Annotated in this window: 9 protein-coding genes and 1 pseudogene; 3 read left to right on the top strand and 7 right to left on the bottom strand. The window is 59.0% G+C overall.

Going from position 1 to position 12608, the window contains the following annotated elements; all coding sequences use genetic code 11:
• Nucleotides 1–2: 2 nt before the first annotated feature.
• The 4 genes and pseudogenes from ASH01S_RS10150 to ASH01S_RS10135 all read right to left on the bottom strand — a co-directional run bounded on the left by ASH01S_RS10150 (nucleotide 3) and on the right by ASH01S_RS10135 (nucleotide 5561).
• Complete coding sequence (locus ASH01S_RS10150) at nucleotides 3–1160, bottom strand: UxaA family hydrolase (protein WP_067927378.1); 1158 nt, start codon at nucleotides 1158–1160, stop codon at nucleotides 3–5.
• Nucleotides 1161–1180: 20 nt separating this feature from the next.
• A complete protein-coding gene (locus ASH01S_RS10145; protein WP_245629023.1) occupies nucleotides 1181–1969 on the bottom strand; it encodes an SDR family NAD(P)-dependent oxidoreductase in 789 nt (262 codons plus the stop codon).
• A gap of 45 nt (nucleotides 1970–2014) precedes the next feature.
• Nucleotides 2015–3272: pseudogene (locus ASH01S_RS10140) on the bottom strand (MFS transporter).
• A 99-nt stretch (nucleotides 3273–3371) separates the two neighbouring features.
• Nucleotides 3372–5561, bottom strand: a complete 2190-nt coding sequence (locus ASH01S_RS10135; RefSeq protein ID WP_083517038.1) for a dihydroxy-acid dehydratase domain-containing protein — start codon at nucleotides 5559–5561, stop codon at nucleotides 3372–3374.
• Nucleotides 5562–5814: 253 nt separating this feature from the next.
• On the opposite strand from ASH01S_RS10135, the gene ASH01S_RS10130 reads away from it, so the two are divergent.
• Nucleotides 5815–6483 (top strand): FadR/GntR family transcriptional regulator, encoded by a 669-nt coding sequence (locus tag ASH01S_RS10130; protein WP_067927375.1) that lies wholly within the window; start codon nucleotides 5815–5817, stop codon nucleotides 6481–6483.
• A 42-nt stretch (nucleotides 6484–6525) separates the two neighbouring features.
• Nucleotides 6526–7464 carry a hypothetical protein gene (locus ASH01S_RS10125; protein WP_174520728.1) on the top strand — a complete coding sequence of 313 codons (939 nt, stop codon included), beginning with the start codon at nucleotides 6526–6528 and terminating at the stop codon, nucleotides 7462–7464.
• Between the two features lie 159 nt (nucleotides 7465–7623).
• Here the strand turns inward: ASH01S_RS10125 and ASH01S_RS10120 are convergent, their stop codons facing one another.
• Both ASH01S_RS10120 and ASH01S_RS10115 read right to left on the bottom strand, forming a co-directional pair.
• The gene (locus ASH01S_RS10120; protein WP_067927367.1) at nucleotides 7624–9069 is read right to left on the bottom strand and encodes an MFS transporter; all 1446 of its coding nucleotides are present in this window, start codon (nucleotides 9067–9069) and stop codon (nucleotides 7624–7626) included.
• A 61-nt stretch (nucleotides 9070–9130) separates the two neighbouring features.
• Nucleotides 9131–10906 carry a thiamine pyrophosphate-requiring protein gene (locus tag ASH01S_RS10115; protein WP_083517027.1) on the bottom strand — a complete coding sequence of 592 codons (1776 nt, stop codon included), beginning with the start codon at nucleotides 10904–10906 and terminating at the stop codon, nucleotides 9131–9133.
• 204 nt (nucleotides 10907–11110) lie between these two features.
• Here ASH01S_RS10115 and ASH01S_RS10110 point away from each other — a divergent pair, with 204 nt between their 5' ends.
• Nucleotides 11111–11992, top strand: a complete 882-nt coding sequence (locus ASH01S_RS10110; protein ID WP_067927363.1) for a LysR family transcriptional regulator — start codon at nucleotides 11111–11113, stop codon at nucleotides 11990–11992.
• A 12-nt stretch (nucleotides 11993–12004) separates the two neighbouring features.
• On the opposite strand, the gene ASH01S_RS10105 is transcribed toward ASH01S_RS10110, so the two are convergent.
• Complete coding sequence (locus ASH01S_RS10105) at nucleotides 12005–12529, bottom strand: hypothetical protein (protein ID WP_067927360.1); 525 nt, start codon at nucleotides 12527–12529, stop codon at nucleotides 12005–12007.
• Between the last annotated feature and the right edge of the window lie 79 nt (nucleotides 12530–12608).

Below are 12608 nucleotides of genomic sequence, written 5' to 3'. Positions count from 1 at the left end.
CTTTACAGACTTTGCCCGACACGGTAGATGCCAAATTCCCGATGCCCCAGCCGTTCCGCCTTGGTCTGCTTCCCATTCAACACCTCCAGCATCAAGGCAAACAGGCGCATGCCCATTTGCTCCACCGTGGCCTGTCCGTCGATGATGTCGCCGGCGTTAAAATCCATGTTGTCGCGCATGTTGCGAAACGTAAACGAGTTGGTCGCCACCTTGATGCACGGCGCGATGGGCGATCCGGTCGGGGTCCCGCGCCCGGTGGTGAAAATGACGACCTGGGCACCGCCCGCAACCATGCCGGTGATCTGCTCAATGTCGTGGCCCGGGGTGTCCATGATGACCAACCCTTTCTCCGTCGGCCGTTCCGCGTATTCGACGACTTCGCGAATCGGCGTCGTCCCGCCTTTGTAGATGCAGCCGAGGCTCTTCTCCTCAATCGTGGTGATTCCCCCGTCCATGTTGCCCGGCGACGGTTGCGCGCCGCGGATGTCCACGCCCATCTTCATGGCGTTCTCCTCCACCCGGCGGACGATGTGCAGGATGCGCTGACCAACTTCCGGCGTGGCAGCGCGATCCGCCAGCAAATGCTCGGCGCCAATCAACTCGGTGGTCTCAGCCAAAATCGACGTACCGCCCTGTTCCACGAGCAGGTCGCTGACCACTCCCACCGTCGGGTTGCCGGAGATGCCGGAACAGGCGTCCGAGCCTCCACATTCGGTCCCCAAGATGACAGACGAGAGTGGGACCTCAACCCGTTCCACGGCGGCTCGCTCCTCCGTCCATCTGCGGACAATGCGCACGCCCTCACGGACCGCGCCGCGCACCCCGCCGACCGTTTCCAAAGCTATCAGTTCCGCCTGTTTTCCGGCCCTTCGCGCCTGTTCGACAAGCCCTTTGAGATCATGCGGTTCATTCCCCCAGGCCAGGAGAAGCACCGCATACACATTCGGGTGCGTGGCAAACCCTTCGTAGACGCGCCGCGTCTGCACGAGATCGGCGCCGGACTGGTTCAGACCGTGTTGATTGCGAAACGTGACCGCTTCCGGGACAGCCCGTGTGATGTGCTCCGCGATCGCGTTTACCTCATAGGACACCGGCAGCACCAGCACGTGGTTGCGCACGCCAACGCGCCCGTCCCGGCGTCGGTACCCGAGAATCTGCATGCCTGTCACCTCCCCGGTCGTTATGCCAATTTCCCGCCGGTTACACCGCCGTCCACGACCAATCCGCTGCCGAGCACGTACTTCGATTCGTCGGAGGCGAGATAGACTGCTGCATAAGCCACGTCCTCCGGTGTACCCAGTTCCCCGCCCAGCTGGCGCCGCTTCAGGCTTTCGATAGCGGCGGCCGGATCGGTATAGGAACGCTTGAGATAGTCTTCGACAAACGGCGTGTAAATGGTGCCCGGGAGCAGCGCGTTGACACGAATCCCGTATGGCGCGTAGTCGACCTGCATCGACTTGGTCATCGCCAGCATCGCCCCTTTGGTGGCCGCGTAGGCCGCGCGCTGAGCCAGGCCGATTTCGGCAATGCACGAGGACATGTTGATGATGGAGCCGGACCGTTGCCGCATCATGACGGGCAGCACCGCCTTGGCGACCAGATACGGTCCGGTCACGTTGACCGCCAGCACCTTATCCCACAGCTCCCGCGAGACATTGTGCAGCTCCCCAACGGCGCTGATGCCGGCGTTGTTGAACAGGACGTCGATGCGCCCGTGCCGCTCCAGAATGCCTGCAATCCAACCGGTGACCGATGCTTCGCTCGTCACATCCATCGGCGTGAAGGTTGCAATCCCGCCCGCGCTGACAATCTGCCGAGCGACGCCCTGTCCGGCCGCTTCGTCCACGTCGCCAATCTCCACCTTTGCCCCTTCTTGCGCGAACTTGATGGCCGTGGCCCCTCCTATGCCCTTGCCACCGCCTGTGATGAGACAAACCTTGTCACGCAGACGTTCTCCGTTCATCTTCATCACCCTTCCTCGTCAAGTGCGTAGACACATGTCCGCGTGTCGGTTTCACGCTTGTGCGCTGGATTCCAACGCCTCCCTATGTCGATGAGGACGAATCGGTTCCACTTTCCCGAGCCAAAACAGGTAGGTGAGCGCACCCAAAAGCGTCATGGCACCGGAGAGTACAAGCGCGGGTACAAACGAATGCGCGCTCGCGACTATCGCCCCGGTAACCATCGGCCCCAAGATCCCTGCAATATTGGAAGCACAGTTTTGAATCCCGCCGACCGTCGACGTCATGTTGACCGGTGCTACATCACCGGGCAAAGACCAAATGGCACAGGCCGCAAATTCCAGGCCAGCATACGAGACGGCTAACAGGACCACGGCCCAGACTGCAGAATGCACCAGTCCCGCCAAAGCAATGGCCGTAGCAACAACCATGCCGCCAACCAGGTGAATCTTTCGGACGACCGTCAGGGAAAATCCCTTTTTGTACAGCGTATCCATCGTCCAACCAGCGACGAGTTCGGCCACCAGCCCTGCGAGCGGCGGAATCATCGCCACGAAGCCCATCGTCATCATCTTCATGCCGCGGTCGTGAACCAAGTAGTCGGGGAACCAGGTAATGAAAAAGTAAATGGCGTAGTTGAGAGTGAAGAAACCGACACACATCGCCCATATACTCCGGTAGCGAAACAGTTCGTACCACTTGAGCGGAGCCCTGTCGTCCATCCCTTCTTTTTTCAGCTGTCCCTCGCGAATGTACATCCGTTCCGCTTGATTGGCGTACCGGTGTTTTTCGGGATCCCGATAGTACCAGAGCCATACGGCCACCCACAGCAGGCCTATCAGCCCAGAAACGATAAAGGGAACTTGCCAGCCAAATCGGGACATCAACAGGACAATCAGAGGCGGCCACTGCCGTTCCCACTTTGGAACCGCTGTCAAAGATGCCAGAGACTCTCGCCCGTTCGTGATCGGGAAACCACTTTGCGGTCACCCCTGCATTGCTCGGGTAGGCCCCCGCTTCGCCCAAGCCCAATAACAGCCGAATGCCGATAAGGGAACCAAATCCCCGCGCAGCCGCCATCAGGGCTGTCATTATGGACCACCATCCAACCGCGAATGCTAGACTGATTCGGTGACCTATCCTATCCGCAAACCATCCCGATGGAATTTGAAAGAAAGCATAAGTCCAGAAGAAGGAGGACATGACAATCCCCATGTCGACTGAATTGATGTGGAGCTGTTGCTGAATCACGGGTGCGGCGGCTGACAGGTTGCTCCGGTCAATATAGTTGATCGCGATAGCCGCCCACATGAGAAAGGCAATAAACCAACGGGCGTTCGTTCTTGGTCTATGTGAGTGAAGTGCTGATCTCATGACGACCTCCTCAATCGGCTGGGCCACGCGTGGTGCTCAATCGAGCGGGAGAAATACGGATCGATGGCGATTTTCACCCGCTTCATCCCCACTCTCTGCTGGGTTCTCTACAGCCTCCTCCCACACCTCCAGCGGCACCACGCCGTGCGCCGCGTCCGTGCAGTGCGTCAGCCGGTTGGCCGCCGAGATGCGCCGTCGCCGCGCCAGCATGCGCCGCTTGCGCGCCTCAGCCAGCTGCGTCCGATTGGCTTGCCAGCCGTCCGCGGCCGCCCGCACCCGGCCCTGCCGCAGCGCCGCGTCGTCGAGCAAATCGATGCGCTTTGTCCGGAACGCCAGTTGCACCACGTCGCCTGTCTGCAAATAGAGAATGCCCCCGCCCGACATCGCCTCCGGCGTCACGTGACCAATCGCCGCCCCGTAGGTGACCCCCGAGTAACGGCCGTCACTGAGCAGAACTGACAGTTTCTGCAACGCCCGGTTGGCGTTGATGTGCTGCATCGGGGTGAACATCTCCGGCATCCCATACGCTTCCGGCCCCTGCCCGGCGATGACCACCGCCACCTTGAGCAGGTGCCGCTCCATCATCTCGCGAAACAGGGCGTCGTAGTCGTCCGTCGATGGCTCCGATCCGCCATTGTGCCGATACAGCTGCCGAAGGACGGCCGGATCGACGATACGATCCACGCGCCAGCGCTCTGTCACGCGAGGGTCGAGCAAGTGTTGATTGGCCTCCTCTTCGTCCTGAGAATAGACGACCACCGCCAGCTTGTCATCGAACTCATCCAGTTGCGCGGTCGGCATGCCGCTGATCTTGACGACCGCGCTCGTGAAGAAGTTGCTGCGCAGCACGTCCACGCCGCTGAAGGGCCGTCTCGGCGTCGACAAGATGATGGGGTTATCCCGGACGTTGGATGCGGCCAGCCCTGTTTTGTCCTGCAGGCGCTCGCGCCAGGTGGCGCCCGTGATGGTGGGCGCGTCGAGGTCCATCGGGACTCCGTGTTCCACCAGTTCGTGGATAAGCGTCTCCATTCCGCGTGAATACCCAGCCCCACACTGCAGCGCCAGGGTGTAGATGTCCCGTCCCTCGGTCAGGCTGTAATCAAACAGATCAGGAATTGGATGCTCCTGGCACACCCGCTCCACGTCGTACAGGCTGTACGGTTGGCCCGCGTAGACCATGGCGGCGACGATGTGCATCATCAAGTTGGTCGATCCGCCCGCTGCGCTGTGAATCCTGATGGCGTTGCGGATGTTGGCGCGAATGAGCTGGGATACGCTGAACTGCGGTTTGTTGATCACCGCCAGTAAGGCCGAGACACAATCGTCCACCTGCGCCCGGGTTGGGGGCGCGGTCAACAGCTCCACCGCCGGATGCACCAAGCCCAGCCCGGCCATCGCGTCGCGGGAGCTGTTTCCCGTCCCGTGAAAGGCGCAGATACCGCCCGCTGGGTCACAGGTGTTGACCGCCAGCACCTGCTCGTACAGCTTGTGCTGCGCGTGCGTGATGACCCCCTCTCTCACCGCCCGCGTGAGCACACCTTGGAAGGCGGTGTTGGAGGAGCACTGCAGGATGTACGCCATGGCGTCGCGCAAGTCGTGAGCGATATCGGACAATCCCATCGTCTCCGCGCGCTCGGCCACGTCCTCCAGTTCCGCCCGCAGCTTCTCCGGAATCGTGCCGCCCCTCAGCACGTGCACCGGGGCAAACGTCGCCATCACCGGCGCCTCGCCGCGGCGACGGCGAATCACGTCCAGATGGGCCAATCCGCACAGCACGCCAAACGGCTGCTTGTCACAGCTTTGAATCACGAATGCCCCGTGGTACGACTGCGCCTCCAGGTGATTGACGACCATCGCGGCGATGGCCTGACGGCTCTGCAGGGAGTAGCTCATGCCCATCGTGTTCTGGGCGGTGCCATCGCACAAAACTGGAATGGCGGCGTAGAACGGCACCGCGCCTTGAGTCCACAGGGAGAGAGCGGATCGGGCGACGGTCCAGAGGTCCATCACGTGCGCCGGATGGTCCCAGGATCCGCCAATGATGGCGATGCGCGGCGCATTTTCCTCCAGCCGCGTGTAGATCTCGTCCAGCGTCCAAGTCACCGGAATGTCCGCCGCGTCAGCGCCCAGAATGAATCGCGCCTTGTCCAGCAGCCCAGCCACCGTGATGGGTTCGTTGGCCTTGCCCTGAACGTTCCATGTATAGGGATTCACTGGGTTGTCCATGGTCAGCCGTGTCACTTGACTCACCCCGATTCGAATCATTTTTGACACAGTATTAGTAACACTCTGTACGCATTCGCCATTGTACAAGAGAACATAGATATGATCAATCAACGTTATCTTCGGTCAAAATGGCGCTGTGACCCGATGTATTCGGCTAAGAACCACGACCTTGTTGACGATATGCCCACATTCATCATATGATTTGTCCTGTAAGTGTATCCATCCAAGAGCAGGGCAGGAGTGACGGTAGCTGATGACGAAGCAAGGCGTCTTCGAAGCGACGCTGACTACCATCGAAGAATACATCCGCCGTGGTATTTGGCGTCCCGGAGACCGCCTGCCGACGATACAAAAGCTATCGGAGGAACTGAATGTCGGCGTCTCCACCCTGCGCGAGGTCCTGCGCATCCTGGAACACCGCAACATCATCACGATTGAACAGGGACGGGGCATGTATGTCCGCACCGACCTGGCCGCCACACAGGCATTGAGCCCTGGGTTAAACGCCGCATCCCTGAAAGATTTGTTCGAGGCCAGACGGCTGCTTGAGCCGGAACTGGCGTTTCTCGCAGCGCAGCGCGGATTCATGGACGAGATGGAGAGCATCTCGCAAGCAGCCGCCCAAATGTCAGAACGGGTTGAACGTCGCCAGGACTTTCTTGAGTCGGATGCCCAGTTTCATCGCTTGATTGCTCAGGCCGCCCACAACGAGATTCTCTTGGGCATGTTCCAGTCCATTGAGGGCCAATTTCATCAAGGGCGCAGCTTCACCAACATGATACCTGGCATGATTGAGAAGGCCGCACACTATCACCTGATGATTGCCAGCGCTCTCACCCAAAGGAACGCCGAACAAGCGAAGTCCCTTATGGCCTCGCACGTCGACGACATGATGGCCTACCTATGGAGCGAAATGAGATAGACCGATAGGACAGCCAATCCGACTGAACAGGGAGTGTTGCACATGAAATGGGCAAAAGAAGGCTTGAAAGCGCTGCAACTCCCCACAGGCGATGCATACGATTTGCCTACATCCCAGAAGCGGTTTCCGGACGGATCGCAATACCGGGTGGAAATCCCCAGCGTCGAAGGACCGAAGGCCTTGCGAGCCGTCATTGAGGAGATACACCGGTACGGCATCCGGGTGCACCGCATCTCGCAGGGATCGGGCATCCTGCTGCTGAAAGATGAAGAAATCCTGGAGATGGCGGAACTCGGATATGAAAACCAAATCGAAGTCTCCCTGTTTGTCGGGCCGCGGGCACCTTTTGATATTGCCGCCCAGCCCTTGACGCAGGCTGGCAAGAACATCGGCTGGCGCCACGCGGGCATGGACCAACTCGTGTACGCCTTGGAGGACATCCACCGCGCCTGCAGTCTGGGCATCCGCAGCGTGTTGGTGGCCGATGAGGGGCTCGTATGGCTGGGGAATGAGTTTAAGTCCCTCGGCAAACTCCCCGCCGATCTGGTGGTCAAGGTGTCGGTCCTGCAAGGGGCGTCCAACCCTGTCTCCATTCGCATCCTGCAGCAATTGGGCGCCAGCACGTTCAACATCGCGTCCGATCAAACCCTGCCCCGGCTGGCGGCGGTGCGCCAGGTGGTGGACATCCCGATTGACATGTACGTCGAGGCGCCGGACGACTTTGGCGGCTTCGTCCGTCACTATGAACTGCCGGAGATTGTGCGGATACTGTCTCCCGTCTATATCAAATTTGGGCTCCGCAACGCCCCCAACATCTACCCTTCTGGCAGCCATCTCGAAGACACGGCAGTTGCCTTAACCCGCGAGCGGGTCCGTCGGGCTGCCATTGGTCTGGAGCTGCTCAAACGCTACGCACCGTCGGCAATCGATTCCGAGTTGGGTGCAGCCGGCTTAGGCATTCCGGTCGTCCGCAAACGGTGATGCCATCGGCATCCTGCGCGGAGTCTCCCCTGCCCACGAATCTTGGATGGGTTACGGAGGCTGGCGCCGGCTGGTCCATCCAACGCCCGGCACCTCGGACCGCGCCTCCTTTCCCGGCCGCCCGACCCCACGAAGTGCGCCCACAGGTGGACATGGCACTCAGCCCTTCAGCGACTCCTCCGCCCACGCCGCAGCCGCCTCGCCACGCCTCTGGTTGACAAACAGCAGCAACAGAAAACTGAACAGAATCACCCCGGCGTCGAGCAAGACGGCCGCCGTCCAATTTCCCGTGGCATCGCGCAGAGTACCACCCAAGGCGGGTGATAGAACCGCTCCCGTCTCGCCAAACAGGTTCAGCATACCAAACGCGGCCCCACGCTGCTTTGGGCGGGCGATGTCCCCGACCATGGCGTGCATCATCGGCTGTAAGGCATTAAAGAATAGGCTGGTGATGAAAAGGATAACACCCATCAAGACGATGGAATGTCCACCCACCATCATGTAACAGCCCAGTAGGCAGGTTAAAAGCCCCTGTATCAACGTAAAGGTAACCCAGAATCCCTTGCGTCCCCAGTTTCGACGCACCGCGTAATCGGCCAGCCACCCCCCGGCGGGGAAGCCGAGAATGCCCGCCACGCCGTTGAAGGCGGCGGTCACTGCCGCCTGCAGGAACGAGGAATGAGCCGCGTCGGAGATGATGGAAACCGCCCAAAACCCGAAGAACCACAGATTCCACAGTACTGCGATACCGGCTACGTTGATCAGCATCAGGTCTTTGTTGCGTACAACTGCAGCCAATTCCCGTCCCTTGTTGAAAAAAACGAACAGGATGAGTGCGACCGCGAACGCCAGTTCAATCACAGAAGCCAGCCAGCTCGGGATGCCAATGCGGTCACAAACAACGAACACGATCATGATGGCGACAAAAAAGACTACGGTGTAACGGCCAATGCCCAGCAGCGTCGTCGTATAGGCAACTCGGTTGGTATGCTGTTTGCGAAAGTAGACAGCTATCAGAACACCCCACAGAAGTGTCGCCAGGCCCAGCACAAACAATGGCATCCTCCAGCCTTCGTTGGCGCCGAACATGGAATTGCCCCAGCTGATTAAGTACGGGGGCAGAAGGGAAGCCAGGGTGATACCCAACGCTAATCCGGTAATCACCACCCCCATGCCGAGACTGCGTTTTTCAAAGGGAGTGACCTCGGCAATCAGAGTCCTGTCGTTGGCGTAATACAACCCCTCGCCGAGGCCGGTCAGGACACGCAGCGCCACAAATCCAACCAGCGTTAACAAGAAACCGTTTACCAGCGTGGCCAGCCCAGCCCAGATGAGACTGACGACAATCACTCGCCGGTAGCCAAACCTGTCGCCAAAATACCCGCCGGGAAACTGCGTCAGCATATACGCAGTGAAAAACACGCTGCCAATCAGACCGCCCAGCGCATACGGGTGGGCTGAAGTCAGCATGAACGAAACCTTATTTTGAATCATCCAAGTGACGACAGGGCCAGAGATAGACCTGTCAGCACCGCTGACCATCCAGGCTATGAGCAGCCATACCCATACGGTATGATAGCGCTTCCATCCACGGCTTGCTTCCACTTCCTCACTCCCCCTCGGCCCGGGGTGGGCGCAGCCGACCGCCCACCCGGCTGTCATTCCACTACAATGGCCGCAACACCACATTGACTACGGCCGAATGGCCGCTTCGAACGTGACTCAGAGCCTCTAGCAACACCCCGCGCAATTTGGCCGGTTCCTCCACGCGAGCCGTATAGGTGCCGGGTACGACCTCAGCCGCTTTCTCCAATTGAGCACCCGGGTAGAAGTCGACCGGAAAGTCCGATGCTCGACTGGCAAACCCGTCCGGGTGGACAGCGAGCGTCGACAATTTGGGTGATTTCCAACCTCCGTTGTTGTAGATCACGGTCAGAAACGGGGCTTCGTACTTGGCGGCCGCCAGATGGACAGCCGACGGCACACTGAAGATGTACGATCCGTCCCCGGTAAGTGCCACCACCGTCTTGTCGGGGTGAGCCAACTTAACACCGATGGCTGCGCCGCCGTGCCAGCCGAGCGAACTCGCCCCGCTGCCGAAAAAACACCCAGGCCTCTTGGCCCGTACGTGTCGCCATACCACCTGATAATTGGAGATAGCCTCATTGATGATGACGGTGTCCTCGTCCGTCACCTCGCGCACCGTCCTGGTCAGAAACTCAGGGGTTATCACTCCATCAGCCGGGAACTGCTCCGCCACCTCCCACTCTCTGCGTAGACGGGCAGCTTCCCCCGCCACAAAGGCCCGGCGCGCGCGGAGAACGGATTCCTTCCTTGCGCAGTTGGCAAGTTGTTCCCGAATCTGCCGCAGGGCCACGCAGATGTCGGCCCGGAAGGCGTGTTCGCCCGAGTAGTACCACAAAGGGATGGTGTCTTTGAGCGGATCGACATCAATCCAGAACAACGTCGATCCCGCCCGGCGCCGTGATTTTTGTGGCATCCAGGGGATGTCCGAGTCGAGTACCAAGACGACATCCGCTTTTTGCAGGTAAGGGTTCTCGTGCACAAAATCCTCGTATCCCAGGTGCATAGGATGGTCAGCCGGGAAGTTCATGTAGTGCGGGCCCGCCTCCATGACCGGCACGGCCCACTCCTCGCTGAGCGCCACCAGTTCGCGCACCGCTTCCCGATTCCGCCCCAAATAGCTCGTGATGATGAGCGGAAATTCTGCACTGGCGAGGGCGGCAGCAATTTCCCGCGCTTTGGCAGGGGCCAGCCCCGACGGGTGAGTCGGTGACAGATGCCGTATGACCGGTTCCGCGGGATGGACCGTTTCCTCCAGTACCTCGCGCGGGGCCATGAGGTACACCGGGCCCATGGGATCTGATTGGGCCAGCTGCACGGCCCGCTTGATGACCAAGTCAATGTTTTCGCCGACATGCAGGTCGTAATCCCATTTGGTATACGCCCGTACCATCCCACGCTGGTCCGAGATGTCTTGGAGATAGTGAATGAACTCGTTGCGACTGCCAGTCTTCTCCCCGTCCAGCGTGACCGGCGAAGCGCCAGCGAAGATGAGCAGAGGCACCCGACCACGCAGGGCGTTGTGCAGTGCACCACCCAGGTTTTGCGTGCCCACATCCACGTGGACAAATACAGCCTGCAGCCTGCCGGTGGCCTGCGCGTAACCGTGAGCGGCACTCAGTGCAACCATCTCGTGCGGGCAGATAATCACTCTCGGCATCGCCTGCCCCTGTGCCCGCAGTTTGGCCCACGATTCGATGATGGCCGGGTGATCACTGCCGAGATTGGCAAAAATACAGTCGACCCCGAGTTCTGTCAATGTTGTCATCATCTTGTCCGAGGCCGTGACGGTGGCTGTGGCAGCTCTGTTAGCCGTGGTGGCCGCGGTCGTCTGAAGCGCGTTCCACGATTCCGCCATCTGTATCTCCCCCTTGCCGCAGACACCAAGACAACAAACGCGCGCGTGTTCATCTGCAGTGTCGGCGTCCTGATTCCACAATTGTTGCTGCCGTATCACCTGCAGCTTATAATAAGATCGAAAATACTATCAATATAGACATTTCTATGGGGTCATAGATGCCATCAATTGATCCTGAAGATCGGCCGGTGCGGGGGAAAGTGCATGGAGATTCGCCTTTTGGAGTACTTCATGGTGCTGGCGAGGGAACTCAGCTTCACCCGAGCCGCAGACCTTCTCGGTATCACGCAGCCCACGCTCAGCCATCAAATTCAATTGTTGGAGACCAGACTCAACACAAGGCTGTTTGAGCGGACGGGCAAGCGTATCGCGCTCACACAGTCTGGACAGATTCTGCTCACGCACGCACGGCAAGTTTTTTACGAACTGGAAGAAGCCAACAGGAAGATTCAGGAACTGCATGGATTGCAACGGGGCCGTTTATCCATTGGATGCGCAGGCAACCACATCGTCATCCAGGCCGTCCGAACGTTTCACGAACGATACCCCCATGTCACCTTGTCCATTCTGGACATGCGCACCGAGGAAACCATCGAAGCGCTGCTCAACCACCAGCTGGACTTGGGCGTCATTTTCCGCATGTCTGAAGATGCACGTCTCGAATTTATTCATCTGTTCGATGAGGAATTTTACTTCGCGGTTTCCAACGCCCACAGATTGGCCGATGCGCCGTGTGTAAGTTGGGAAGACCTGCGTAGCGTGCCATTGGCTATGCTACCCAAACGCTACGTGCTGCGTCGATTTGTCGACGAGGATGCGGCCGCGTTCGGGGTACCAATCTCCCCCACCGTCGAACTATCAAGCTTGGAATCATTGGTAAATATGTTATCCATTGACTCCCTCGGCGCCATCTTAACCAAGTCCTACATTCAACAGCGTTCCATGTCCGACATCGTGGCTATTCCCATTCAGAGCGCTCCGCGGCGGAAACCGGTGGGACTTGTCTATCCAAAAAACGCATATGTCGACGAGACTGCCAAAACGTTTATGGAAATCCTCAAGGATGTTTATGCGAGGGGAAGATAAGCAAAATATGCACTACGAACGAGCTGATTTCAGCAGATGAATTTGTTCCTCATTGCGGGCTACCCGCACCAACTGATAGTCAAGACGTTGATTTGTTAGGGCCACCTGGGCTGCCAATGTCTCCTGCTGTTGTTCGACCCTGTCCAAACGTTTGTGCACTGCAGCAAATTGTTCTTTTACCTCGTGCCGAAACTCGTTCATTTCGGCGCGAAAGCTCGTGAACTCCGCCCGTAGGTCATCATTCTGCTCCCGCAGCGTCTTGAACTCCGCCCGCAGGTCGTCATTCTGTTCCCGCAGCGTCTTGAACTCCGCCCGCAGGTCATCATTCTGTTCCCGCAGCGTCTTGAACTCCGCCCGTAGTTCGCCGTACTGCTCGCGCAGGTGTTGCTGCTCCTCATGAAATGATTCCTGCCTCACGCGCAGACCGTCAACGTCTTGCCGCAGGGCGGTCAACTCCGAACGCATGCCACCGACCATGCGAATCAATTGAGTCACCATGTCTTCAATTCGTGCAAGTGAACTCTGTGTATCCGACATCGTTTGATCTTCCCTTCATCATGGACTCAAAGACATGCGAAGCTTGTCCCTGCAGAAAGCATACTCCAGACGACCCGCT

This window comes from Alicyclobacillus shizuokensis NBRC 103103 (assembly GCF_001552255.1).
Lineage (GTDB): Bacteria > Bacillota > Bacilli > Alicyclobacillales > Alicyclobacillaceae > Alicyclobacillus_G > Alicyclobacillus_G shizuokensis.
Note: the sequence above shows the minus strand (reverse complement) of the source record. Positions and strands in the feature narration are given on the sequence as shown.

Coding starts and splice junctions, on each gene's coding strand:
- ASH01S_RS10150 (WP_067927378.1), bottom strand. CDS start 1,160: ATGCAGATTCTCGGGTACCGACGCCGGGACGGGCGCGTTGGCGTGCGC.
- ASH01S_RS10145 (WP_245629023.1), bottom strand. CDS start 1,969: ATGAAGATGAACGGAGAACGTCTGCGTGACAAGGTTTGTCTCATCACA.
- ASH01S_RS10135 (WP_083517038.1), bottom strand. CDS start 5,561: ATGGACAACCCAGTGAATCCCTATACATGGAACGTTCAGGGCAAGGCC.
- ASH01S_RS10130 (WP_067927375.1), top strand. CDS start 5,815: ATGACGAAGCAAGGCGTCTTCGAAGCGACGCTGACTACCATCGAAGAA.
- ASH01S_RS10125 (WP_174520728.1), top strand. CDS start 6,526: ATGAAATGGGCAAAAGAAGGCTTGAAAGCGCTGCAACTCCCCACAGGC.
- ASH01S_RS10115 (WP_083517027.1), bottom strand. CDS start 10,906: ATGGCGGAATCGTGGAACGCGCTTCAGACGACCGCGGCCACCACGGCT.
- ASH01S_RS10110 (WP_067927363.1), top strand. CDS start 11,111: ATGGAGATTCGCCTTTTGGAGTACTTCATGGTGCTGGCGAGGGAACTC.
- ASH01S_RS10105 (WP_067927360.1), bottom strand. CDS start 12,529: ATGTCGGATACACAGAGTTCACTTGCACGAATTGAAGACATGGTGACT.